21 protein-coding genes and 3 pseudogenes are annotated in these 23,159 nt (G+C 68.0%); 11 read left to right on the forward strand and 13 right to left on the reverse strand.

The window, feature by feature from the left end; all coding sequences use genetic code 11:
- Nucleotides 1-28 precede the first annotated feature (28 nt).
- Both ABZU53_RS28670 and ABZU53_RS28675 read right to left on the reverse strand, forming a co-directional pair.
- Nucleotides 29-751 (reverse strand): hypothetical protein, encoded by a 723-nt coding sequence (locus ABZU53_RS28670; protein ID WP_355068584.1) that lies wholly within the window; start codon nucleotides 749-751, stop codon nucleotides 29-31.
- On the reverse strand, nucleotides 723-1,406 hold the full coding sequence (locus ABZU53_RS28675; protein WP_355068586.1) for a hypothetical protein: 684 nt from the start codon (nucleotides 1,404-1,406) through the stop codon (nucleotides 723-725). Before ABZU53_RS28675 ends, ABZU53_RS28670 begins: the two co-directional genes overlap by 29 nt.
- On the opposite strand from ABZU53_RS28675, the gene ABZU53_RS28680 reads away from it, so the two are divergent.
- On the forward strand, nucleotides 1,396-2,739 hold the full coding sequence (locus ABZU53_RS28680) for a hypothetical protein (RefSeq protein ID WP_355068588.1): 1,344 nt from the start codon (nucleotides 1,396-1,398) through the stop codon (nucleotides 2,737-2,739). The two genes, ABZU53_RS28675 and ABZU53_RS28680, sit on opposite strands and share 11 nt — an antisense overlap.
- Nucleotides 2,740-3,150: 411 nt before the next feature.
- On the opposite strand, the gene ABZU53_RS28685 is transcribed toward ABZU53_RS28680, so the two are convergent.
- Together ABZU53_RS28685 and ABZU53_RS28690 are read right to left on the reverse strand one after the other, a co-directional pair.
- The gene (locus ABZU53_RS28685) at nucleotides 3,151-4,080 is read right to left on the reverse strand and encodes a hypothetical protein (protein WP_355068589.1); all 930 of its coding nucleotides are present in this window, start codon (nucleotides 4,078-4,080) and stop codon (nucleotides 3,151-3,153) included.
- A gap of 140 nt (nucleotides 4,081-4,220) precedes the next feature.
- On the reverse strand, nucleotides 4,221-5,756 hold the full coding sequence (locus tag ABZU53_RS28690; RefSeq protein WP_355068591.1) for a hypothetical protein: 1,536 nt from the start codon (nucleotides 5,754-5,756) through the stop codon (nucleotides 4,221-4,223).
- A gap of 484 nt (nucleotides 5,757-6,240) precedes the next feature.
- Here ABZU53_RS28690 and ABZU53_RS28695 point away from each other — a divergent pair, with 484 nt between their 5' ends.
- The gene (locus tag ABZU53_RS28695; protein WP_355068593.1) at nucleotides 6,241-7,788 is read left to right on the forward strand and encodes a hypothetical protein; all 1,548 of its coding nucleotides are present in this window, start codon (nucleotides 6,241-6,243) and stop codon (nucleotides 7,786-7,788) included.
- Nucleotides 7,789-7,886: 98 nt separating this feature from the next.
- The gene (locus tag ABZU53_RS28700) at nucleotides 7,887-8,159 is read left to right on the forward strand and encodes a hypothetical protein (protein ID WP_355068594.1); all 273 of its coding nucleotides are present in this window, start codon (nucleotides 7,887-7,889) and stop codon (nucleotides 8,157-8,159) included.
- Nucleotides 8,160-8,233: 74 nt separating this feature from the next.
- Here ABZU53_RS28700 and ABZU53_RS28705 read toward each other — a convergent pair.
- Nucleotides 8,234-8,356, reverse strand: a pseudogene (locus ABZU53_RS28705) (IS5/IS1182 family transposase); the annotation flags it as partial.
- Nucleotides 8,357-8,725: 369 nt separating this feature from the next.
- Between ABZU53_RS28705 and ABZU53_RS28710 the strand changes: the two are divergent.
- Together ABZU53_RS28710 and ABZU53_RS28715 are read left to right on the forward strand one after the other, a co-directional pair.
- A pseudogene (locus ABZU53_RS28710) lies at nucleotides 8,726-8,887 on the forward strand (ArsR family transcriptional regulator); the annotation flags it as partial.
- A gap of 151 nt (nucleotides 8,888-9,038) precedes the next feature.
- Nucleotides 9,039-9,707, forward strand: coding sequence for a hypothetical protein (locus ABZU53_RS28715; RefSeq protein WP_355068596.1), 669 nt, complete (start codon nucleotides 9,039-9,041; stop codon nucleotides 9,705-9,707).
- Nucleotides 9,708-9,744: 37 nt separating this feature from the next.
- Here the strand turns inward: ABZU53_RS28715 and ABZU53_RS28720 are convergent, their stop codons facing one another.
- The 4 genes from ABZU53_RS28720 to ABZU53_RS28735 form a co-directional block, all read right to left on the reverse strand.
- Nucleotides 9,745-10,128, reverse strand: coding sequence for a hypothetical protein (locus ABZU53_RS28720; protein ID WP_355068598.1), 384 nt, complete (start codon nucleotides 10,126-10,128; stop codon nucleotides 9,745-9,747).
- A gap of 600 nt (nucleotides 10,129-10,728) precedes the next feature.
- Nucleotides 10,729-11,466: a transposase gene (locus ABZU53_RS28725; RefSeq protein ID WP_355068600.1), complete on the reverse strand. Its 738-nt coding sequence runs from the start codon at nucleotides 11,464-11,466 to the stop codon at nucleotides 10,729-10,731.
- Nucleotides 11,467-11,947: 481 nt separating this feature from the next.
- Nucleotides 11,948-13,099: a hypothetical protein gene (locus ABZU53_RS28730; RefSeq protein WP_355068602.1), complete on the reverse strand. Its 1,152-nt coding sequence runs from the start codon at nucleotides 13,097-13,099 to the stop codon at nucleotides 11,948-11,950.
- A gap of 6 nt (nucleotides 13,100-13,105) precedes the next feature.
- A complete protein-coding gene (locus tag ABZU53_RS28735) occupies nucleotides 13,106-13,417 on the reverse strand; it encodes a hypothetical protein (RefSeq protein WP_355068604.1) in 312 nt (103 codons plus the stop codon).
- A gap of 61 nt (nucleotides 13,418-13,478) precedes the next feature.
- Here ABZU53_RS28735 and ABZU53_RS28740 point away from each other — a divergent pair, with 61 nt between their 5' ends.
- The 3 genes from ABZU53_RS28740 to ABZU53_RS28750 all read left to right on the forward strand — a co-directional run bounded on the left by ABZU53_RS28740 (nucleotide 13,479) and on the right by ABZU53_RS28750 (nucleotide 17,269).
- Entirely contained in the window at nucleotides 13,479-15,827 is a 2,349-nt protein-coding gene (locus ABZU53_RS28740; protein WP_355068606.1) for a DEAD/DEAH box helicase family protein, read from the forward strand.
- Between the two features lie 189 nt (nucleotides 15,828-16,016).
- Nucleotides 16,017-16,583 (forward strand): hypothetical protein, encoded by a 567-nt coding sequence (locus ABZU53_RS28745; protein ID WP_354859520.1) that lies wholly within the window; start codon nucleotides 16,017-16,019, stop codon nucleotides 16,581-16,583.
- A gap of 2 nt (nucleotides 16,584-16,585) precedes the next feature.
- Complete coding sequence (locus tag ABZU53_RS28750; RefSeq protein WP_354859518.1) at nucleotides 16,586-17,269, forward strand: nucleotidyl transferase AbiEii/AbiGii toxin family protein; 684 nt, start codon at nucleotides 16,586-16,588, stop codon at nucleotides 17,267-17,269.
- 183 nt (nucleotides 17,270-17,452) lie between these two features.
- Here ABZU53_RS28750 and ABZU53_RS28755 read toward each other — a convergent pair whose 3' ends face one another.
- Both ABZU53_RS28755 and ABZU53_RS28760 read right to left on the reverse strand, forming a co-directional pair.
- On the reverse strand, nucleotides 17,453-18,175 hold the full coding sequence (locus tag ABZU53_RS28755) for a transposase (protein ID WP_355068608.1): 723 nt from the start codon (nucleotides 18,173-18,175) through the stop codon (nucleotides 17,453-17,455).
- A 338-nt stretch (nucleotides 18,176-18,513) separates the two neighbouring features.
- On the reverse strand, nucleotides 18,514-19,122 hold the full coding sequence (locus tag ABZU53_RS28760) for a helix-turn-helix domain-containing protein (RefSeq protein ID WP_354859512.1): 609 nt from the start codon (nucleotides 19,120-19,122) through the stop codon (nucleotides 18,514-18,516).
- A gap of 157 nt (nucleotides 19,123-19,279) precedes the next feature.
- On the opposite strand from ABZU53_RS28760, the gene ABZU53_RS28765 reads away from it, so the two are divergent.
- Entirely contained in the window at nucleotides 19,280-19,993 is a 714-nt protein-coding gene (locus tag ABZU53_RS28765) for an SDR family oxidoreductase (RefSeq protein WP_355068610.1), read from the forward strand.
- A 613-nt stretch (nucleotides 19,994-20,606) separates the two neighbouring features.
- Nucleotides 20,607-21,839 carry a PP2C family protein-serine/threonine phosphatase gene (locus ABZU53_RS28770; protein WP_355068612.1) on the forward strand — a complete coding sequence of 411 codons (1,233 nt, stop codon included), beginning with the start codon at nucleotides 20,607-20,609 and terminating at the stop codon, nucleotides 21,837-21,839.
- On the opposite strand, the gene ABZU53_RS28775 is transcribed toward ABZU53_RS28770, so the two are convergent.
- Nucleotides 21,840-22,220, reverse strand: a complete 381-nt coding sequence (locus tag ABZU53_RS28775) for an STAS domain-containing protein (protein WP_355068614.1) — start codon at nucleotides 22,218-22,220, stop codon at nucleotides 21,840-21,842. It lies immediately after the preceding gene.
- A gap of 190 nt (nucleotides 22,221-22,410) precedes the next feature.
- Here ABZU53_RS28775 and ABZU53_RS28780 point away from each other — a divergent pair, with 190 nt between their 5' ends.
- Nucleotides 22,411-22,833, forward strand: a complete 423-nt coding sequence (locus ABZU53_RS28780) for an ATP-binding protein (protein ID WP_354859505.1) — start codon at nucleotides 22,411-22,413, stop codon at nucleotides 22,831-22,833.
- A 167-nt stretch (nucleotides 22,834-23,000) separates the two neighbouring features.
- On the opposite strand, the pseudogene ABZU53_RS28785 reads toward ABZU53_RS28780, so the two are convergent.
- A pseudogene (locus ABZU53_RS28785) lies at nucleotides 23,001-23,159 on the reverse strand (MerR family DNA-binding transcriptional regulator); the annotation flags it as partial.

A 23,159-nucleotide genomic window follows, 5' to 3' on the forward strand; every position in this document is an offset into this window, starting at 1 on the left:
GGTAGGCGTCTGGTGACTCGCCAAAGGCTCAGCAGTTGAACAGTGACTGCTGCCGGTCCACTTCGACGCTATCCTCCACGGGTTGTTCATCATTCGAGGACGGCTCCCAGCACAGGGGCGGTGGCGGATTATGTTCAGCCTTGGCCAGAAGCGCCGCGGCCAAGTCCATCATCTCCTTGATCGACTGCGCATGGATAGTCAAAAACTGCGGACGCAAGTCATCGAGGTCAAATCCACAGGACGTGCGCTCAACCAGCGGCTGCAACCAGTCCGCGTGCGCCCGATCGATGGCGGCCACAACCACCGGCCGCTCGGCCCAGGATCGCTCGGCGTGACTGCGGCAACTGGCAGCCGGTACGCACCCAGTCGCCGCCAATGCATACGTTAACCCGGCGACCCCAAGTTCAAGGCCGCACAGACTGACCGAGGCGACGTCACAATGTTCGACAAGTGCGGCCATGCCCGCTTCATCCTCGGGATCCTCGGATGGGAAATCTGGGTTGTGTGCTTCGATCAACCGGGCGAAATACTCGAACGACGTAGCATCGTCCGTCGCAGCGTCGACTGCAGTTGCCGCGGCTCGCTCGTCGGCTACCACCTGGGCCGCTTCCGACAACGGCACATCGAATATCGCCCACACGCCTCGGAAGAACCCGATGCCCTCTTCATGGATTTCGTCTTCCGCCGGCATCCAGAACCGTGTATTTCGCGGAAAAGCTGGATCAAGCTGGATGTGGGTGCGGGGGATCAACCGCATCTCCTCTCGAAGCCTCGAAGCAGTCAACCACTTTGAGTGCGCGGAACGCAGTGTGGAACACGGGCAGGTCGCGACGTGGAAGCGGGACGCTGCGCTCGTACCGGGTGAACCACACTCCGTAAACACGGTCGGCGGCATACCGATGCTGACGGTGTTCGAACTGGTCCCGGGTCTGCGCGCTCCACTGGACTTCGAATGCGAACCTGCTGGTCCCTCCGGTGACCAAAACGTCGGCGACCCAGCTTTCTCCACTGGCCTCCGGTTCGGCGTCCCATTCGGCTGCCCGAGCGGCCTGCACGATGATGTTCTTGGCGTCCAGGTGCTGACCGGTCTCGGCTGGATGGCTCGCGCAGTCACTCGCTTCCCTGTGCGCAAAATGTCGCACACCGAGCTTGCTCGTATACAGGTACGCCACAGCACCGCAGTACGGCAGCCGCACGGAACACCGGCCCGCTCGAACGTCCGTCCGTAGCGACTGCCATTGCTCGTCGGACAGCAACGTGCTGACCGTCCGTACGTCATCGACCATCGCGAGAAGAGGCACAGGAACATGCTCGGTGCCGGGTACGACAGTTTGCCGATACGGTGAGCTGTCCGGATGATGCGAATGCCAACCCGTCGGCAGTGCAGGAGGCACGGTGCGCGCCACGTTGATGGATCGTGCGGACGGAGATCAGATCGACCTCATCCTGACGCATCCGGCACACCAGGAGACCCTGCGCGCCTTGATCAATCTGATCCGGACATTGCACACCTGCCGCTCTGCCGAGGACTTGTACCACTTCCAGAGTCGGCTCCGCGGCATGGTCCTCGACACCGAGCAGCGTCGCGCTGCGATCAGCCAGCAGATCAAACGCCTGGATAGGCACCGCAGCCTCACCGCTGACGCGCCCGAACTCGGCACAGCCCTCGACCGCACCGACCGGGGATCCTGGGTATTGGAGAGCGACGTCTACGAGCGGATCTGGCGCCAGCTCAAGTCGATCGCGGACGCACTCGCCTGGAGAGTCTTCGGCTACCAGCGCAACATCATCGTGGCGCTGTCGCGCGCCGACGCTCCCGGCCCGATGTACGGCAAGACCGGCCTGGCCGCAGAGCTGGAGGTCATCGAGACCGCGTGGCGCGAGAACCGGGAGTTCGTGCTGCACCACGACCTGACCAACGTCATCCGTGTCGGCGACGTCACCGTCCTCGACCGTGAAGGCTGGGCCTGGCTCCGCGAGATCAAGACCAATCAGCGGTATCGGGTTCCTGCCCAGGAGCGGCTGCTGGCCGACACCTCGCAGGTCCTCGCCGACGAGACCGGCACGTTGCCCAGCGGCTACGTACCAGTGCGCACCACCATCGACTACCGCACCGACTTGGCGGGCCTGCGTGACATTCTCGCCTTGGCGCATGCGCGGACGGGTATCGCCGGAGGCGTGGTCTCGTCCGGTCGCGCGGTCGTGGCGGCCAGTCAATTCACCGCCGCCGGCCGGTACACCGCGGAGGAGTTCGGCACTCGCTTCGACGCCGAACTCGCCCGGGTCCGCCGCCGCATCGGCGCCGACAACCCCAGGCACACGCTGACGCTGCTGAGCATCGACCAGGCCGGTCGTACTCTCGTGCGCCCACCCTGGGCGATTTACCCGATCGAGGCCGAGGTCGCGGCCAGCCTCATCGCCGACGGCATGTTCTTCGCCGTCTGCATGAACCCGAACAAGATCATCGACTCGTTGGCCAAGACCGGTGTCGAAGCGTCCTGGCTGCAACGTCTCGACGGCACCGAAGATCCCTCGAAGCCGTTGTTGAACGTCGCCGTACGGTCGGGCAACCGGCTCTGGTCGACGTCCCTGAACTTCGCCGCGATCGCGGAGCTGATGCTCGAGCTGATCGATCTCCGCACCTGGAGCCGGCAGGTCGCCGCGATGCTCAGCGGTGAGTTCGCTGCCGGCACGCGGCCCTGGCCGTGCTTTGCCAGGGAGGCCAGAGTTTGGGCGTGATTGTCCGGACGGCGGCTGTTTGGCTCGGCGCCATCGCCCAGCGGGTGGGATCGGCTCCCGAAGTGGCGATGACGCCGTCAGACAGGGTTAGGCCGTTGTGATCAACGCTGAGCGTGTGTTCTCGGCGCTGCCGGTCAGCAGGGTGAACTCGTGGTCTCCCTCGCCGTCGGCCGTCATGGCGTAGCCGGAGTACGCGCCGGTGAGCGCGGGTGGGGCGTCGTAGCGGTGGGACGTGAGATGTACGTCCAGCCGTTGTCGGCCAGCCGTACGTACGCGATCTCGTGGGCCTTGTCTAGGTCTAGGACACCGCTCTGGAATCCACTGGCGGCCACCACGACGCCCTTTTGGGCGCCGGTGGACCGAAGCTTGGTGAGAAGCACCTGAACATCGGACCGTTTGTGCGACGGGTGTTCACCACCAACGGCGCCTGACCTTGATCTCGCGTACGGGTATCTCGGAGGGGTGCAGGGGGCGTTCAACGACGGGGCGGATCGTGTGGGGTGTGATGCGGTCGCGTTCGTGCTCCTCGGCGAACCGGGCGGCCTGTTCGTGTTCGCCGAGGTTGTCCAGGGCCTTGAGGAGGTCGGTTACCAGGATGTCGAGGCGGTGGGTTTCGGCTTCGGCGGCGAGGAACCGTTCGTGGTGGGTCACTGCCCGTTGGCCGCACCACTGACGTAGTAGTTCGTGACGGGGCCGGTCGTGGCGGCGGTACCAGTCGTACTCCCATTCCGGTGTCGTCGACCGGCTGTCGCGGCCGACGCGGTAGTCATGGCCGAACTTGCATTTGTGGCGGGACTGGGCTTCCTGCTCAATGACGAGGGCGAGGACCTGGGTCGGATGGGCGTGGCACGCGGCCTCGACCAGTTGAAGGGTGCCGGCCGGTGACAGGATGGTCCGGCCGTTTTGGTCGAACCATTCAGCCGAGGCGAGGATGTCCTCGACCGGGCCGCCGATGATCTCGCTCAGCCGGGCCCTGTCGCGGATGTCGGTGGCGCATGACACCGGGGACCAGAGCAGTTCGGCTACGTCATCGCTGATCAAGAGGCCGAAGATCTCCTCGACGCAGGCTTCCTCTGTGCGGTCGAGGCTCAGGTCGTCGATGCGTTGCCAGTTCGCCATCAGCGCGTCGAAGGTCCCGACCTCGCTCCACGGCACCCGCAGCCGCGACCCGGGGACCTTCTCCACCCGTTCGTCGGGGTCGTCGAGGAATCTGATCTCGAGGCGGGCGCTGGTCTTCTTCGGCTCGACGGCCAGGATGCGGACGCGTTCGGACGGTCCGTGGTCCGACTGCCGGTACGCCCATTCGTCGCCGACGGTAAAGCGGGAGGGGTCGATTCTCATCCAGCCGTCCTTCGGGTAAACGTCCCTTGTTGCGTGGTACCGGGTCGTGCTGGCGGTTAGCGCCGCGATGGCGGCAGGTGCCGGCGCAGGCTTGTGCGCATCCAGCCGGAGTGTGGTGACGGTTGAGGTGTCGACGCACTTCAGGCGCCGCGGTCGAGCAGCCCGTGGTGCCACGATTCGGCCTGTCGGCGGATGCCGGCGTGCGCCTGCCGGTCGTGATCAGGGCGGTGCTCCTTGCGTGGGCCGTGAGGGCTCCAGTCGCCGAGGAACGGGCGCAGGTCGTCGGGTCCGGGTTCGGGGTTGTAGTCGATGTCAGCCAGCACACGGGGACTACGGATGGGGTCGATCCGGTCGGCGGCGGTCCTGCCCCACGCGACCCAGCTGGCGAGGCACCCGCCGGCGCCGGTCCGCTCCTCGGCCGCTTGTTCAAGGGCGGTGCAGAAGGCGCGGATGTCAGCTGCGGTGGTCCAGGCCTGGTAGGCGTTGCGGAAGGTTTCCGCGCGGATGTTGTCGGCGGCCCGGACGCGGGCGTCGGCCATCGCGGCGTGCCATTGCGCGAGGGTGGCCTCCTCCTGCCGTCTGCGCTCGGCCGCGGCTTCCTCCTGCCGCCGCTGGTGTTCGGCTGCGGCCTTCTCCCGGGCGACTTCGGCTGCCCGCCGTTGCTGTTCGTCGGCGGTGACGCCAGCCTCGAACCCTTGGATGATCTGCGCGACGCGTTGTTCCAGACGTACGCGTGCGGTGTCGGTCCAGGTGTCCCGGTTGTCGTGTCCGGCCCGGGCGATCTCCAAGCGGAGCCTGCCGGAGTCGACGACGTCGAACTCCGCGGGTTTCATCCACGGCCGCAGGCGCAGCACCTTCAGCTCCTCGGCGGTGGGTTCGTGCGGGACCTGGTCGCGTTCCTCGGTCAGGGTGACCGTGCGTCGGACCTGCCCGGCCTGGAGGAACACCCGCGGGTGTTTCGCCTTGGTGTTGACCCCAAGCCGGTGCCCACGCCGGGCCGCCTCGCCGGCGACCTGCCGGATCAGCAGCAACGCCCGGGGCAGCAAGTCCGAGCTGACGGCGAGGTTGGTCGGATCGGCTTCGAGAGCGCTGAACGCCAGATGCGGGTCGGTGGTGACACGTCGGGTGTTGAGCCGGATCCGGTTCCAGTCGGTCTCGTCCGGACCGGCATCGGTGGACAGGCGGATGACGATGTCCCCGGCGTCACGGCCAGTGTGGCGCAGATGGTGACCCGATGGCACAAGTTCCTGCTGCTTGAACGCGTGAATGATCCGCCGGTACCGGGCCCGCGTTCCACTGTCGGGACTCTCGATACGGACCATGCCGCCCTCGCGCTGCAGGCGGTCGAGCAGTTCGCGAGCCGATCGCAGCAGCTCCGCCGACGAAGCGCCGCCGGCGATGCCGCCAGGTGCCGGCGTCTCGGACCGCGGGAGGGAAGCACGGTGGTCGGGATGATCGGGATGGTGGCCATGCTCAAGGTAGAAGCGACCGGCATCGGTCGAGCACGCCCTCCACACCCCTGCCTTGCGGGTCACCGTCACCAGGTTCCGGTCCTGGAGCGCACGCGCCGACCGCCGGTACTCGACGCCGTCCGGACCGCTGAGGTCATCGCCGCCGTGGATCCGGCGAAGCAGGTCGAGCTGCCGCTCATTGAGCGAATCCCACCGCTGCACCACCCGACAGTAAGGGGCACGGCGTACTCGATCGAGCTCGACACGGCCGTGTGAGGCAGCCCGGTCCGAAGAACGGACCGAACTGTCGAGGTCCGCCCGCAAACTGACAGTGAGGATGTAGGGGCGGCGCCGTTGAGGCGGTCTAACTTTTACATCCTCGACGGCCGCATCGCTCTGCCAGAACTACTTCGCACTAAACGCCGTCACCTCAACGACATTGGCAGTTGCTGGTGTCCGGCAAGAGGGCTCGTCTAGCAAGCGGTCTCGGCACTCGGTCAGAGGCGCCTGCCGCCCCGGACAAGAGGCGAGCGGAGGGCGGTCCAGCGCGCCTCGGTTCTTTCAGCCCCACCTCATAGAATTCACGTCGGCAGAAGGCCCTGAACGAACGTCGGGAAGCCCGGCCAAAAAAGTTCCAAGATTTTTTGCCGGTACCCCGCTCTGACGGCCTGGAGGAGTAGGAGAACCACTCCGGACACGAAGGAGCACCATGAACGACAACGACGCGGCCGCCGCCGAGAACCCCGACTCGCCCACCCCGCCGGCCCGCACGGGGACTCCTCTGGCCCGCGCGTTCCAGCGAGCGGCGGCCGCGAACCCGAACCGGGCAGGTGTCCCGCTCGCGGCCATGTTCCCCCAGGCCAACGCGATGACCTCGGCCATGCCCCGCATCGTGGTGTCGCCGCCCAAGGTCGTAGTGGTCCGTCGCCGGCAGCAGGCGATGTCCCGCAGCGCCGTCTTCCGGGCGCATCAGCGGCTGATCGACCGCCGGCTCACCCGCAGCGCCCGCGAGGCCGCCGGCCGAGCCCGTCGCACGCCGAGCCGCGACTCGCGCCTTCGCGGAGCCATGCGCGCCGGTTGGGCCGGAACGGCCGAAGGCAGGCAGTCCTTTCTGGACGGGATAGCCCGGATAGCCCCCTCGCTGAAGGTGCTGGACCAGATCACGAACATGGTCAGCCCGCTCGCCTGGGTCGAGGAGTTGCAGAAGACGCTCCAGAGTCTGGTCCGCCCGCTCGCTCTGTTCGAGACGATGCAGGAGACGCTCCAGAGCCTTGTCCGAGCCCCGATGTTCGAGGCGCTGCGTCGTATCCAGGAGCAGATCGCTGCGGCCGCCTGGCCGGTGTTCAGCGTCCCCCAGCGCTTCCGGGACGCGGTGACCAGCAGTGCAAGTTGGTTGATCGGCGCGTTCCGGCACACGCGGGAATTGGCCTCGGGCTTCATGACCTACCAAGCGAAGCTGCGGCAGCAGATCAGCTCGATGGTCGACTCTTGGAGCTGGAGGCTGCCCGACCTCACCAAGTTCATCCGGCCGATCGCGGAGGGCATCGTAACGATCGTCCGCGACATCAGGTGGCCTGACTGGTCGACGGCGACGGAGACGCTCTTCGCGCTGGCGGTCCGCGCGGTCTTCTGGGCGGCCGTCCGGGTTCGCAAGGCGATCCTCCATGTGGAGAACAGCGAGGAAATCGTCCGGGAGTTCATGCTCGAGGTCCTGGATCTTTTCCCGAAGGGCCAGCCGCACATCGAGGCCGCGAAGGAGGCCCTGCTTGAGGACGCCTGGTTGAAGGCGGAGCCTGAGAACGTGAGGAAGATGCTGCTCAAGCGGATCAGGGAGCTCCACCGCAACCATCGACTGATCGGCGACACCGAGCTCAGGCACCGCCGCATCGTGTCCCTGCACACGCCGTTGGGGCAGGCGGGCAGCGACAGCGACGTGGTCCTTACCCTGGCCGAGGCGCTGGCCGACCCGCGCTCCGTCGAGGATCTCGTGCTCAGCTTGCCCGAGTTCCGCGACCCGCGCATCGACCGCGTCCTCGACAAGCTCAAGCCCGGAGAGCGGGAGGTCGCTGACCTTTACGCAGGTCACGACCGCATGACCTGGGAGCTGGCCGCCGCGGCGGCCGGGCAGCCGCCGGCCGTCGGCGAGCGTGTCCGCAGGAAGTTGGACCGGTTGGGCAAAGACTTCACCAGCCGGCAGCCCGGCGAACTCCACGTCCCCAACAAAACGAGGCCGAGGGCCAGGCCAGCGTTCGGCTGAGCTCGAACCGCCTGCGGCGGATGCCGCCGCTCGCGACCCGCGAACGGTCGCGAGCGGCGCCCCAGACTCTTCTCGCTCGTTCTCTCCGGAGGTTCTCCATGCCCGCGAATGCGGATGGCTCCCGCATGCTCAAAAACCGCAACACGACCCCGAAGGACCAGGCCAACCCGAGCATCAACCGCAGGGTCAAGGTTGCCGCCGGCGGCGGTTTCGGGACGTTGTTGGCCTCGTCGCTCACCCAGGTGCTCGGCTTGGTCCCGCCCGGCCTCGAGACCAAGTTCCACGGCGGTCTCGCCTTGGTCGCCGTGACCGGCCTGCTCTATTTGGCGCTGCCCCGCAAGGCCAAGATCACCTTGGAATGGGAACGATGATCAAGACCGTTACGGGGTTCGCGAAATCGGCCACCCTCGGTTGGTCCGGAAAAGGCGGTGTTGCCTGAACTGCGGCTGTCGCCACGCTGTCCGGCGGTCAGCACCATCGCCAGGGGTTCCTGTTCTTGCTCGCAGCCCAGGTGCAGCTTCGTGGTTAACCCACCCCGCGACCGGCCGAGCGCATGGTCTGCCGGCTCGACGCTGACCCCGCCGAGCGGTTCGACCTGCAAATCCCCCTTTACCGCGCTCCGGCTGCATGCTGATGGGCCCGAGCGCCGGCGGAACACACACAGCCATTCACACTTCCGGCCCCCCGCGGGCACGGCAGCCCCGATCCTGTCGCCGTCACTGGCCGGTTCCTCGGACACGATGTGCGAGACAGCCCCAGCTGGAGAGCCTTGCGGAGCTGTTGGTGATCGAGTCAGAAGTGTCTGGTGGAGGGCTGCGGTGCGGGGACCTTCGTTCGGGTGGTGACGCCGATGGCGGCGAGCGCACAGCAAGCGGCGACGCCGACGAGCAGTGGTGTAGCCGTCGCTGGTATGCAGCAGCGGGGCGGCGGCAAGGCGCCGACGGTCAGCCACCACCTGCGGATCCTCGCCGAGGCCGGCCTACTTGAGCGCGACAAGCGCGGCGTCTGGGCCTACTACCGCCTCGTGCAGTCCGCCATCGCCACGATCGCCGACCTGCTGACCCCACCCCGCAAGCTAGCAACGAAGAAAACCCACTGACCGACACCATCGAAGACCGCCGCCGGCACCTCCTGCGAAGGCGATCAGCGGCAGACGTGGCGCGGGCGGCGTATTCGGGTTGTCCGCCGTACCTGTACACCGCGACGATGGTTGCTCGGTGGCGAGTTGACCTTCGGGGGGACACGTGGGAGTGCTGGACGATAAGGACCCGACCGGCGCTGCGCGGCTGAAGGAATGGGCCGACGGTTTGCGCGAGCTTCCGCCGGGCACCCCGCCGACCTTCGAGTTCCAGCGGATGATCCACCCCGGGATGGTGCCTGCGGACGGCGACGGGCTGCTCGCCGCCGACGGTCAGGGCCTGCTGGAGGTTCCGGGTGAGCCCATCCAGTCGGTGACGGTCCTGCACTACATGCGCGCGGGTTCGCCGTCGGAGCAGTTCGACATCGTTGGCCGGGACGCGATGTTTGGTGCCCTGCTGACCTTGGTGACCGATCGTCGATGCCAGGTCGTTCCGGAGGTCATGGCGAGGGTCGAGGGGCAGGAGCATCCCTTCGCGCTGCCGCTGGCCGGAGCGGTGGACACCCATCTCGGTGCGCCCATGCCCGACTGGCCGCAGGTCGACGCGGCGTTCCGCGACGCGGTAGCCCGACTCACCAGCCTCCCCGACGACGACATGCAGGCCCTCAGCGCGGCGATCCACATGCACTACTGCGCCTCGCTGCTGACCACCCGTGATCTTGTCGGGGCTTATGCCCTGATAGTCGGGGGTATCGAATGCCTCGCGCAGCACTTCGGATCCGCCGCTACAGCATCTGGCGGAACAACAACGCGACCAACAAACGTCTGGCCACCCTTGTGACCAGGGCTAACGCTGCCTGAGCCGCACCCGTGGACGGTCACCACAGGTGCAGGAAGCTCCGGACGTCGTCATATCCGTCGAGAGCTCGACCGTCGACGTCCGACGGGTCTGCTTCGGCACGCAACGCCAGCGACTCCACCAGCGCAAGAGCCTCGTCGCTGAGATGGCCGAAGCGTCGAGCAGCGTGTCCCAGGCACAGGCCGGCCAGCCCGAGCAGAGGGCTTCCCGGAACAGCCCGCATCCCGACCTCCCTGCACCAGCGCTCGACGAAATCCGCGTCGTTGTCGTTCAACGCCGTCCCGACCAGAACACTCGCCGCCTCGCCCTCCGCCGAGCGGTCATGCAGGGCCCGCTCCAACACCTCAACCACCGCCTCGTGGGGCAACGCCGGAGGGTTCTCGAAGCTCAGATGCGAGTGCATCCAGCCAAACTACGTGCTCCGCGATCTGCACTCGACCGGCAAGACCGAGGCGAACATTGCCTGACGCGGCACTAGCGAGAGTCCACGTCTGAGCGCCGCCCACCTGCGCGCCGTCCTGCGGACCCTGATCCTGCAGGAGCTGACCGACCGTGGCAGCACCGATCCTCGGGGCTTGGACGAAATCACGTTCGTCACGGGCACGACGCCGACATCCTGAGCTGACCGCCCCACGTGTCCGGTGCCGTGCCGGGACTGCCCCACAGACCGTGGCCGGCGGATACCAATGTAGGGCGCTACTGCCAGCTACACCGAACCGAAGCAGGGCCTGAACAGGACTTACGCCCGTTCTGCTGATCTCCAGCAAGCGAGCACAGCAACGCGCGCCTGCGACCCGCTAACGTGCAAACAGAATAGGAACGCGCAGGTAGCAAGCCAATGGGTACAGATAGAGCGTCGTCTTAGGAAACCGATGCTCTATCCCCTGAGCTACGAGGGCGCGAGCGCATAGTCTAGCGACCCGGGGGTTCACCTGGGGTGGCAGGGAGTGGCCCACGTTCACCCACGTTCCCCGGACCGCCGTTCGCCCAGCCCAGGGAGTCTCTATGCGAGTTCGCACAGCGCCACCTCTGCCGATCTTGGCTGTTTGGGCTGGTAGAGGGTCTTGTCGCGGATGCAGGCCCAGAGGACGTTGAGGCGTTGTCTGGAAAGGGCGGCGGCGGCTTGGCGGTGAGTCTTTCCTTCGGCTCTTTTCTTGTCGTAGTAGGCGCGTGATCGTGGGCAGTGGGTCAGGGCGGTGAAGCTGGACATGCTGAACACCCGGCGCAGGCCGCGGTGGTAGCGGTGGGGCCGAACCTGATGACCCTGCCTGCGGCCGGAGTCTCGGGAGATCGGCGCGAGCCCGGCGTGGGCGGCGAGTGCAGCGGGGCTGGAGTAGGTGGTGAGGGTGCCGGCGTGGGCGAGGAACTCGGCGGCGAGGGTGGTGCCGATGCCGGGCAGGCTGGTGAGGATCTCCCCCAGCTCGTGCTCGGCGACCACCTCGGCGATAGTTTCCTCGATGGCGGTGATGCGGTCGTTGACCGCTTCGAGGTCGGTGGCCATCTGACCCACGATCAGGGCCGCGGTGGCCTCTCCCGCGACGGAGACGGTTTGTGTCCGCGCGGCGGCGTGAACTTTGGCGGTGAGTGTCTTGGCGGCCCACACGCCGTGCTGGCGTAGGTAGGCCAGGATGCGGGCTTCGCCGGCGCGGCGCAGCCCGGCGGGGGTCTGCCACTGCGCGAGGAGCCGGAGCGCACCTCTGCTGCGCAGATTCAGCGCCTTCTCCAAGGCGGGGCTGATCATGGTCAGGAGGTCCTGGATGCGGGCGGTCCTTCTCGCTCGTGCTGGTCAAGGGGCATGGACCCGCCGCGGTTCAGTAGCCACAACTTCGGAAAGGGCGATCGGTCGCAAGTCTCCATCCAGTGCTGATACAGCGGTCGTCAGCGAGGGCCGGGGCGTCCTACTCCTAGCTGGCCATGACATCGGCAGCACACACCCAGACAGTCACCCGACCCTCCGGGTCCAATCGGCAAACGACATCATTCGATGTCTGGTTGCGGGTTCGGACGAACTCCTGGAGCCTGCTGCCGTTGGCATCGGCTGTTCGGGACGTCACGCCGGCACGCCGCGGCGGCCTCACGGCCTTCCCGTCTCCGGCGACGGTCACTCGGCGGCGATCCGTACGTCGTCCGACGAGTCCGCACAGGGAGGAGAACGACGGCATGACGGTGGTATCGGGGCAGCGGCCGACAGCGGCGAGGCCATCGGTCGCCGGGCAGGCTGTTTAGGTGTCGAGGCCTGCGAGGTTGAGGCGTTCGAGCAGGCTGGGCTTGCGGGCGTGCACCGCCCGTAGCTCGGCCAGCCGGTTTCGGAACGATGCGCTGGCTCCGTCGCGGTCGCCGAGATCGCGCAGGTCAACGAGGAGTTGAACTGCGGTGTCGTACTCGCGGGGCTTCTTCGTGGCGATGAGTTCGTCGACCCGCTGCCAGGCGGCGGGTTGGTCGACCGCGAGGGCGTCGAGGTGCCGTTGCCGGGCGGCCGCTGCGGACCGTTCCCTGCGAGCCCAGTCGCGTTCGCGCTGCTCGGCGTCCCGTCGTTCCCGTTCGGCGCGCAGGTCCGCGGCGGTGGCGAGTAGCTCCCCGGCGGTGCGGGCGACTGCCGGGGTGGGCGTATCGGTGCGGTGTGCGTCGCGGTAGCGGCGCAGCAGTTGGCTGCGTAGGTGGCTGTCGCCGCCGGTGATCAGGTCGGTCAGGATGGCGTCCTTGTCCCGGGCGGGAAGCCCGACGACCCAGGTGCGGAGTTGCGCCGCGGTCGGTTCACCGGAGGCGACCGGCACCGACCCTGCCGCCGCGGCCGCGATCAGGTCGGGGTCGATGCGCAGAAACTCGGCGACGGCGGTGAGGGGCGCGTCGAGGGTGCCCATGCCGGCGGGGACGGGCGGTTCGGGCTCGTCGTCGGCGATCTCCTTCGACTGTAAGCAGCGGAGCCAGGCCAGGTACAGCAGTCGCAGGTCGCCGGCGGCGAGGCTGGCCCGGACCGGGATGATGGAGGCGAGCAGACCGTGGCCGTCGAGGTCCCACTCGTCGGTGCCGTCCTCGTCCTCGTCATGGAGGTCGACGATGACGTGTTTGCCGGCGGCCAACACGGACGCGCTGTCACCCTGGCAATAATGGGCAACGGTTGCGGGGTCGAGCACGTGTTTCGGTAGCCGCAGCATGAGCTGGCGGGTGCCCCAATTGGCCAGGTACAGGTGCGCGTCGAAATACCGTTCCATCAGCCTGCGCGGGTCGCCCTTGAAGTTGCCCCACTCGTAGGTGTTCACGAAGCTGGTGGCGGTGATGTCGGCCCGGGTCGACATCGACCGCAGGTCGGCCCGCTCCCGGCCGGTGAGAGGCCGGTCGACGGCGGTAAATTCGTAGTACTGGTACTCGCTCATCGTGGCCTACCTTCCGGCCCATTGCCGGTAGGCGTCGATCCACGCTCTGCCGTCCGGCGCGGGGGTGGGTAGCGGCAGGTCGAGTAGGCCGATCCTCTGCCGGTGGCGACCTCGGGTGCAGACCGCGACGATGCTGTCCGCGATCAGGTCGACCTTTAGCACCGTGACCTCGACGCCGAGGACGGTGGTCGTGAACGGCACCACCAGGTGCTCCTCGATCATGGTGAACAGGCCGGTGAGCTGCTCGTCGTCGCCGTACGCGTCGACCGTGGCTTCCTCGATCATCGCCTCCAGTGCGGCGTGTCCCTTCGATGCCATCGGCGGAGGATATCGGACCGGTGTCGGGGTGTTCGGAGCCAGATACGCGAGGATGGTCGGCATGAGTTCGGTGGCCGAGTTCGTCGATCTTCGCCGGGAGGTCGAGCGGTTACGGGCGGAGAACACTCGACTGGCGCGTCTGCTGGAACTGCGCGGCCAGGACACGACCGCGGCACCGGAGCAGTTGTCCGCGCCGGTTGAGCCGCCAGGGCTGGTCACCATGGCTTCGCCGACTCGGGACAAGCTGGCGTTGTTCGCCAACCGGTTCCGGGCCCGGTCCGACGTGTACGCCGTGCGGTGGGAGAACGCCCGTACCGGCGCTGTCGGGTGGATGCCCGCGGTCGCTGGCGGTTGGCGTAAGGGTATGGACCGGCGCGGTGCCACCTACCTGCCACGGACGACGGAGGTCGTTGCGGCGCATCTGGTCGGCGACGTGTTCGTGGGCCTGTACCCGCTGATGCCCGGCAACACCTGCCACTTCGTCGTGGCCGACTTCGACGGGCCGACGGCGATGCTCGACGCCCTCGCGTACGTGAAGGCGGCACGGGCCAGCGCGGTGCCCGCCGCGTTGGAGATCTCCCAGTCGGGCCGCGGCGCCCACGTGTGGGTCTTCTTCACCGGCGCGGTTCCCGCGGCCACCGGGCGGGCCGTCGGCACCGTCCTGCTGCGTGAGGCGATGGTGCTGCGCGGGTCGATGGATCTGCGCTCGTACGACCGGCTGTTCCCCAACCAGGACGTCCTGCCCGAGGGTGGCTTCGGCAACCTCATCGCCGCACCGCTGCAGGGGCGGCGCCGCAAGGACGGGCTGACCACGTTTCTCGACCTCGGCACGCTCGAGCCGTACGCGGACCAGTGGGCGTTCTTGTCGACGCTGGACCGGCTCAGCCCCGGCGACGCCGAACACGTCGCCCGGCAGGCCAAGCAAGCCGTCACCGGTGCCGACGTCGCCACGATGAGCCGGTCCGCCGCGACGCAGGTCCATCCTCCGCTGCCTCCGGTGGTCCACGCGGAGGCCGGTCCCGGGCTGAGCATCGACGCCGCACAGCTCACCCCTGCCGCTCTGGCGACGTTCAAGCACGCCGCCGCCATAGCCAACCCGAAGTTCTACGAGCTGCAGCGACTCCGCAAATCCACCTGGGACACCCCTCGCTTCATCCAGGGCTACGACCTCACCCTCGATGACCGCCTGGTTCTCCCGCGGGGCCTGCGGCACACCATCGCCACGATCGTCGAACGCGCCGGGTCGCGGCTGGCTGTCACGGACGTACGAAACTCCGGGGCCGAGATCGAAACCGCGTTCGCCGCCGAACTCACCGGCAAACAGGCCGACGCGGTCGGCGCGCTTCTCGCCCACGACAACGGAATTCTGGTCGCCCCACCGGGCTCCGGCAAGACCGTCATGGCCTGCGCCGTGATCGCCGAACGCACCACGTCCGCCCTGGTCCTCGTCGACCGCAAAGCCCTCGCCGACCAGTGGCGCGTCCGCATTGAGCAGTTCCTCGGAATCAAGCCCGGTCAACTCGGTGGCGGCCGACGCAAACTCACCGGCACGGTGGACATCGCACTGCTGCCGTCTCTCGCGCGACGCGACGACGTCGCCTCCCTGACCCAGGGGTACGGGCACGTCATCGTCGACGAATGCCACCACCTCGGCGCGGCCGCGTACGAGCACTCGGTCAAACGGATCGCCGCGCAGTTCTGGCTCGGCCTCACCGCCACCCCCACTCGACGCGACGGCCTCGGCCAACTCGTCACCTGGCAACTCGGACCCGTCCGCCACACCCTGACCGACGAGGAACCGGGCACCCTCGCGGCAGCGATGCACGCCGACGCCGGACCCCGTCGAACGCTGTTCATTCACGAGACAACATTCCAGCCCGGCTACATCGACCTTGACGCGCCCGGCGCGCTCGCCGAGGTGCACCGAAGACTCGCCGTCGACGAGTCACGCAACGCTCGGATCGCCGACGACGTCGTCGCGGCCCTGACCCGTGGACGCAACTGTCTCGTCCTTACCCGGCGGGTCGCTCACGTCGAGGCACTCAGCGCCCTGCTCTCGACGCGAGGACACCAGGCGCTCGTGCTGCAAGGAACGATGATCACCACCAACCGACGGACCATCGTCGAACGACTCGACCAGGCCAAGACCGGCGAAGGCCTCCTCGTCATCGGCACCACACCGTTCATCGGTGAAGGCTTCGACGCCCCCGCCCTCGACACCCTCTTCCTCGCCGGCCCGATCTCCTACGACGGGCTACTCGTCCAATGCGCCGGCCGCGTCATCCGCGCCGCACCCGGCAAGGACCTCGCCGAGGTCCACGACTACCACGACCCGGCCACCCCCATCCTCGCCGCCTCACTCCAACGCCGCATGCCCGGATACCGGGCCCTCGGCTTCACCAAAACATGAATGCCTCCGATCGCGGTCATCACTGCCTGGCGGAACGAGGAACAGGGAGCGGTAAGCGGCCGGCTGATCCACTTCGCTCGGTGCCAATGCGGCGGCTGATCCCAACCATGCCCACGAGGAGCAACGTCTTCGCCAGCACGATGGGAAACAAGCCAAGCGTGCTGGGCCTAGCGTAGTAGGCTGACGGGCATGGGTCGGTTCTCCGAGGATGAGCTGCACGCGGTTGTCTCCAGGTATGAGGCGACGCGGGCACAGGCGTTGACCGAGCGGGACGAGCAGTTGCGGGCGTTTCATGCGGCCGGCTGGCGGCCGGTGGACCTGCAGCGGGTCACCGGATACAGCCGGGAGACGATCCGTCAGGTGCTACGACCGGAGGTCCGGCGGGCGACCAACATCAACCGACGCAGGACATCACCCCAACCGCCGGCGGACTACCAGCCCTACGGCGACCGGAGGCCCTACGTGGTGGCCCAAACCCTTGCCGAACTGCACGGCCCCACCGAAGGCGCGGTGACGCTTCCGCGTCATCTCGACTGGTCCGGGCACCCCGAGTACGACCTGAACCGGACCACACGCCTGGCCAGCATGTACAAGGTGGTACTCACCGAGGCGAGCACGGTCGAGGACCTGAACACCTGGCTCGACGCCGACCTCCTCCGAAGGCTCTGGCCCACCCTCTGGCTGCCACCCCAGCTCCGCCAGCGCTGGGAAGATGCCTTTCCCGAACTCGCCGCAAACCGCAGCAACGCGGCATAGCGGTGGACCCCTTCCACGAACGCCTCGCCCGTACCGGGCTCGGGGCAGCCGATCGATACGGCTTCGCTCTGGCGGGCGGCTACGCGGTGCAGGCCGCCGGGCTCCTGGAGCGACCCAGCGAGGACGTCGACCTGTTCACCGCCTGGGACCGCCGCGAGGAGTTCACCACCGCGGTCACCGCCGTCGTGCACGCCTACCGAGACGACGGCCTGACCGTCGAGACCGAGCGGCAGTACGACACGTTCGCCCGGCTGGCCGTCACCGACGGCATGCGGATCTCCAAGGTCGAACTCGGCGTGGACTGGCGTGCCAACGAACCGATCCTCATGGCGATCGGACCGGTACTGCACCCTGACGACGCGGTCGCGAACAAGATGAGCGCACTCTACGGGCGAGCGTTCGCTCGTGACTTCATCGACATCGACGCCACGCTCCGATCCGGCCGCTACACGCGCCAGGCCCTTCTCACCCTCGCGCAGCGCGCCGACCGTGGTTTCGACCGCCGCGTCTTCGCCGACGCTCTCGGACAAGCCACCCTGCTCGATCCTGACGACTTCGCCCAGTACGGCGTCGCCGACCGAGCGCTGGACGATCTTCGTAGCCGATTCGCCGAATGGCGCCGGGAGCTGCTCGGCGAGAACGAACCCGCCGAGGATGCCTCGGCTTCCGGCTCGCGGCAGCATTAAGCCTGCACTCAGGACCCACAGCGTTCCAGCTGATCTTCGGCAAGCGATCGCAGCAAGGCCGCGAAGCGACCGGCACATACAGGTAGAAAACAAGAACCCGCAGGTCATCGGCCTGTGGGCATCGGCGGAGCGTCGGGTTAGGAAACCGATGCTCTATCCCCTGAGCTACGAGGGCGCGAGTGGTCAGTGTAACGACCTGCGCGTTGACCCGCGTTGGCAGGGACTGACCACGTTGCGGTGCTTGTAGAGCTGCTTGTCGGAGACTGGCGGCCGGCCGCCGCAGCTGCCGAGTCGACGGCTGCCCTGCTGGTCAGCGCGTTCGGGGATGGTGTGCCCGATACCGCGCTGGCGTAGGTCGGTCCGGATGGCCTTGGAGCTGTAGCCCTTGTCGGCGATGACGTGATCCGGGCGAACCCGAGGTCGAACGGGCCCGGACCGCTCGACCCGGATCGCGGCCATGACCTCGGTGAAGCGGCTGCAGTCGTTGACGTTGCCGCCGGAGAGCACGAACGCCAAGGTCCGCCCGTCGCGGGTCGGAGCGCGCAACGCGGCGAGTGCCGGGTCGTCGTACCGGGCGTTCGCGACCACGAGCGCCCGCCGCAGCCCGGTCACGGGCCGGCTGGGTTGAGCCAGGAGCGCTGCCACGATCGGCGCGACATCGGCGTCGGCGGCGACCTCCACGTCGACCCCGGCTACGGTCAGCCGCACCCGGCGGCGGCCGGCGACGCGGGCGAGGCAGCCGCGGATCGCCCCCACTACCTTCGTGAGGGCCCCTGCGGTCCGCAGGGCGGTGACGATGAACGCGATCACGCCGAGCGCTCGATCCCGGGCGCCGTCGGGCGCGGTGCCGGTCGCCGCCGCGTCGATCCGAGTCGCGCCCGCGTCGGCCAGCGCGAGCCGCAGCATCCCGGCCAGCTCATCGACGCCGTCTGGCCCGCACCGTCCTAGCGGAACTAGCGCTCGTCTCGCCGGCCGCTTGGCCACCGACGTTTGACCCACTGACTGTCACGGCGATACCCCGACCGTCCTGCAGCGTCGTAGCGCTGGATACCAACGCCTTGTCAGAACAGGTCGGCGGGTAGCTGGAAGGTCAGCCATCCGGCGACCGCACCGTGCGACTCCAGTCGCACGGGCGGGTCCAGCGCGGTCACAAGGGATCACAGCAGTACGTCCCTGCGACCCGCGCCCGCGCCCGCGCTGCAGGAGCAGGAAACCCGCAGGTCACCTGCGTTGGCCGCTGCGGGTCAGCCCCGCACCGCAGCCAGGCACTCGTCGTACAGGTCCATGATGTCGCCCTTGCCGTCGTTGGCGACCCACGTCATCGATGCGGCATCCAGGCACGCGAACGCCGTCGCGATCACCGCGCGCGCCTTCGCGCCCTCCTTGTCGGTAGCTGCGTCCATACGGGTCTCGATGAGCGGCAGCAGGTTCTCCTGGAATCGCAGTCGCTTTTCAAGCCAACCGGCACGCAACGAGGCGGTGTTGTGGAGGAGGCGGAACCGCTCCAGGGCCTGTTCTCGGCTGTCGTGCAAGGCCAGTACGGCAGCAACCCCTGCGCGCAGGGCCTCCCAGACACCGGAATCGGCAGGCTGTTCGCCGATCGTGTCCATCAGGACCTGCCCGAACCGGTCCTGACCTCCGCCGAGAAGGTCCTCCTTGGTGCCGAAGTAGCGGAAGAGGGTGCGCTGGGAGACGCCGGCCTCCCGGGCGATCTGGGCGATGGTCGTCTCGTCGTAGCCCTGCTCGGTGAACAGGCGCAGCGCCGTCTTGAGGATCTCCTGGGAAGCCAGCTGCCGTGTCCGGTCCCACAGCGTGGTCGGTGCGCCCGTCGCTGACTTGGCCTCCTGCTTCATGCCACCCAGACTAGCCCGGCACTGCCATCCTGACAGTGACATCATGTTTGGCAGTCACTGCCAGGATGTCGTACGCTGCCAGAGGCAGTGACGCAGCATGCCCACGGCCCCACGGACAGGGCCGCCCCCGGCCCAGAAGTACGCAAAGGAGCGCATCATGCCTGCACCCACAGCTTTGATCACCGGTGGAACCAGCGGCATCGGCAAGGCGACCGCCGAACTACTCCACTCCCGCGGCTACCGCGTCATGGTCACCGGCCTCGGCAATGTCGCCGACGCCGGGCTTCCCGAAGACGTCACGGCCGTCCGGGCCGACGCACGGTCCCTGCCAGACATCGACCAGGCGATGGACCAGGCGCGCCAGCAACTCGGCTCCCTCGACCTGCTCTTCCTCAACGCGGGCATCTCCCGCCCCGGCCCGATCGAATCAACCGACGAAGACGCCTTCGACGTGCTGTTCGACATCAACGTCAAGGGAAACTTCTTCACCCTGCAAAAGGCGCTGCCGCTCCTCAACGAGGGCGCCTCGGTCGTGTTCACCGTGGGCGCCGCCGAAGGGCTCGGGGCCGCGATGACAGCAGCCAAGGGCGCTCTGCTACCCCTCATGCGGTCCCTCGCGCTCGAACTCGCCCCCCGCCGCATTCGCGTCAACGCGGTCAGCCCGGGAATGATCAACACCCCTGTCTACAGCAGGATGGGTATCTCCCAGGAGGTGATCGACTCCTGGGCCCGGGACGTCCCGCTCGGCCGCGTCGGCGCTCCCGCCGACATCGCCGAAGCCGTGGCCTTCCTCGCCTCGGACGCCGCCGGCTACATCACCGGCGACAACCTCACCGTCTCCGGCGGCATCGGTGTTCACTCCAACGCCTGACGAGCAATTTGGCTCTGATCTGGAAGGTTCACCAGGTCCGATGCTCAGGCTGTAGCCCTGGCGAGCCGACGGCCCGAGCGGGAAGCCGGCCGACCGCCAGGCACCGGACTGCGACACGGATGCAGCCTGTCGTGATCCACTTCTCGTGATCGGCCTGCCTGCCTTGCCCGTTACCCCTGCCTGCCCGATTGCCCTGACCGCCTCTCCCAGCCCAGGACCACCCCGAGCACACGAACGCCGGTTTGCGACCGGCGGTCGGCCGCAGTGACCCGTGTTGGCACCGGTTGGCACCGGTTGGAGAGCACACACCGCACACATCATCGAGGATCAATGGCCTTCGTCCCCATACCCCGTCGCCGGCGTTGCCACCGAAGAACCTGGGAGCGCGGGTCTGTCCCCGGTTCGCTTGGACCCGCCGCGATCCTGGCCACGACGGTCCCCACGTGTCCGCACATGCCAGATTCAGGTGTCCGGGAACGAGGGAAGCTCACTCCAGGCCCCTGAATGTGAAACCTGGTTTGGGCTGTCGACGCTGTGGTGAGGATCCTCGTGCTCGGCGATGACCAGCCGGGTCTCGTAGGCTCAGGCCGTGGAAAGCAGCCGAGGGTGGATCATGGCGCAGCTGTTGGATGCGGCGGAGAACGCCTCCCCCGTCGACGCGGTCGACGCGGTCACCCGGGAACTCGGTGTGGCGCTGGGGGCGCGGAGCGTCGCGTTCTTGATCGCGGACCTCAGCGGCCGGGCGCTGGTCCGGCTGACCCGCGTGCCGCTCGGCGGAACCGGTGCGGGACGCCGGGGCGGTGACGAGGTCGCCACGGTGATGCCGTTCGATGGCGGCCCCGCCGAGCAGGCGCTACGCACCCAGACGGTGCATGTTGTCCCGCAGCCTGACACGTGGACGGTGCTGGCGCCGGTGACCGACCGCGGTGAGGCCATCGGCCTGCTCGAAATGAGCCTGCCGGACGAGCCGGACCCGCGGGCGCTGGAGGAGATCACCCGTACGGCACACGTGTTGGCATTCGTGGTGATCGCCAACCGGCGGCACACCGATCTGTTCGAGTGGGGGCAACGGACGACCCCGTTCACCCTGTCCGGGGAGATCCAGCGGCGCCTGCTGCCCGCCTCGTTCACCTGTGAGGCCAGCGCGTTCACCCTGTCCGGCTGGCTGGAACCCGCCGCCAGCATCGGCGGGGACACCTTCGACTACAGCCTCGCCCGCGACGTGCTGCACTTCAGCGTCACCGATGCGATGGGCCACGGCGTGGCCAGCGCGCTCACGGCCACCCTGGGCGTGGGCAGCCTGCGCAACAGCCGCCGCCGCGGGGTCGGTCTGGTGGAACAGGCCGACGCCGCGAATGCCGACGTGGCCGGCCATGCCACCGTGCCCGGCGGTTACATCACCGCAATCCTCGGCCGTCTCGACCTGCGCACCGGCGTGTGCGCGCTGCTCAACGCCGGGCACGTCCCGCCGATGCTGGTACGCGACGGGAACACTCGGGTGCTGCCACTACCGCCCAACTTCCCGCTGGGAATGTTCGCCGACGCCGGACACCGCGCTGGCGAGGTCGAGCTGCGGCCGGGCGACCGTCTGGTGGTGATCACCGATGGCATGCGGGAGCGCAACGCCGCCAACCTGGATTTACCGACCATGTTGCTGTCGATCACCGGTCTGCATCCACGAGAGGCCGCCCGGGCGTTGGCCGACGCCGTCCTGGAGGTCAGCGGACCAAAGCTGGCCGATGACGCCACCCTGTTCATCCTCGACTGGCACGGCGGGCACCGCGAGGACCGGCGTACCAGCGCCGGCGCCGACCAGGAGCGTGCCAGCGCCGCTCTGCCCGACTGACTACCGGCCTGGCGCGTGGTCGGTGGACGGCACATCGGCTTCGGCCGCCTGCACGCTGTCATAAACCTGGATCACTCGATCCACCGACGTGACCGTCAGGACGCTGTGCACGGCGGGCTGCGGTGCCGCGAGGCTCATCCGACCGCCCACGTCGCGCAGCGCCTTGAACATCACGACCAGCGCGCCCAGTCCGCTGGAGTCCATGAATCCCACCCCGGCCAGGTCCACCACCACGTGGTGGTCACCGGCGTCGACCAACCGTTGCAGACGCTCGCGCAGCTGCGGGGATGTCGCCATGTCCAGCTCGCCGCGCGCCTCCAGCACGGTGCAACCCCGGCCCGGCCGGACCGACAGCAGCAGTTCCACAGCAACCTCCCCCACGCCCCGATGATCCCCGCCTACCCTATTCTGCCGACGGGTGAACCGCCGTCGGCCCGGGCACGTCGAGCCGGCACCTCTGACTGTTTCGCCTCAGCAGAACCGGGGTAGGGCTGATCACCACTGGAGCATCGCGCCTCAGGGTGACGCGGTAGGCCGACGGTTCAGGCACGGGCCGGGGAGGAGCTGTGCAGTGCGGGTGAGCATGAACCTGTCACTTCCACGGCAACCGTCGTCGGTGACCCGCGCCCGCCACGTCCTCACCACCCTGCTGAGCCTCACCGATGTCGCCGAGGACTCCCGTGACCACCTCGCCGTACTGATCAGCGAGGCGTGCGCCAACGCGGTGCTGCACGCCGATCCCGACAGCGTCGTCGACATCACCATCGTCATCGACGACGACGTCTGCCTCCTCGAGGTCGGCAACCGCGGCAGCATCCCTGACGGCGGTGGCCTCGACGCCGAACTCCCCGCCCCGCTCACCGTCGGCGGTCGTGGACTGCCCCTGATCGCCGCGCTCGCCGACACGGCAGCCTTCGTCGACGGGCCACCGGGCCATGTGCTGCTCCGCATCACCAAACATCTCACCGACGCACGAACGGCACCGATCCGATAACCGGACGCCCGCGCCATCCGCCGAGTCCGAGCCGATGTCCGGTCTTCGGTGGGGGCGTCTGGCGGCTGGCGGCCGACATGGAAAGAGGTGCGACGAGCAGGAGTACGCCGGCAGAGCCGAGGTGGTTCGCGCTGGCGAGCCAGTCAGCTCACCGCCCGCCGATGACCTCAGGCGTCAGTGTGCCGCGTCCCATGCTGCTGGTTCTGGTTTTGCCGGAGGGCTTCCTCCAGCTGGTCTTCGAGGATGATGATCCGGCAGGCAGCCTCCAGGGCGGTACCCTGGTCGACCATCTCCCGGGCCCGAGCGGCCAGGCGAAGCTGGTAGCG

Source organism: Micromonospora sp. NPDC005194 (genome assembly GCF_040608335.1).
Lineage (GTDB): Bacteria > Actinomycetota > Actinomycetes > Mycobacteriales > Micromonosporaceae > Micromonospora.

Bases quoted from the DNA above. Each gene is read 5' to 3' on its own strand.
- ABZU53_RS28685 (WP_355068589.1), bottom strand. From the start codon at position 4,080: ATGAGAATCGACCCCTCCCGCTTTACCGTCGGCGACGAATGGGCGTAC.
- ABZU53_RS28695 (WP_355068593.1), top strand. From the start codon at position 6,241: ATGAACGACAACGACGCGGCCGCCGCCGAGAACCCCGACTCGCCCACC.
- ABZU53_RS28700 (WP_355068594.1), top strand. From the start codon at position 7,887: ATGCCCGCGAATGCGGATGGCTCCCGCATGCTCAAAAACCGCAACACG.
- ABZU53_RS28720 (WP_355068598.1), bottom strand. From the start codon at position 10,128: ATGCACTCGCATCTGAGCTTCGAGAACCCTCCGGCGTTGCCCCACGAG.
- ABZU53_RS28725 (WP_355068600.1), bottom strand. From the start codon at position 11,466: ATGATCAGCCCCGCCTTGGAGAAGGCGCTGAATCTGCGCAGCAGAGGT.
- ABZU53_RS28730 (WP_355068602.1), bottom strand. From the start codon at position 13,099: ATGAGCGAGTACCAGTACTACGAATTTACCGCCGTCGACCGGCCTCTC.
- ABZU53_RS28735 (WP_355068604.1), bottom strand. From the start codon at position 13,417: ATGGCATCGAAGGGACACGCCGCACTGGAGGCGATGATCGAGGAAGCC.
- ABZU53_RS28740 (WP_355068606.1), top strand. From the start codon at position 13,479: ATGAGTTCGGTGGCCGAGTTCGTCGATCTTCGCCGGGAGGTCGAGCGG.
- ABZU53_RS28745 (WP_354859520.1), top strand. From the start codon at position 16,017: ATGGGTCGGTTCTCCGAGGATGAGCTGCACGCGGTTGTCTCCAGGTAT.
- ABZU53_RS28755 (WP_355068608.1), bottom strand. From the start codon at position 18,175: ATGCTGCGGCTCGCGCTGGCCGACGCGGGCGCGACTCGGATCGACGCG.
- ABZU53_RS28760 (WP_354859512.1), bottom strand. From the start codon at position 19,122: ATGAAGCAGGAGGCCAAGTCAGCGACGGGCGCACCGACCACGCTGTGG.
- ABZU53_RS28765 (WP_355068610.1), top strand. From the start codon at position 19,280: ATGCCTGCACCCACAGCTTTGATCACCGGTGGAACCAGCGGCATCGGC.
- ABZU53_RS28770 (WP_355068612.1), top strand. From the start codon at position 20,607: ATGGCGCAGCTGTTGGATGCGGCGGAGAACGCCTCCCCCGTCGACGCG.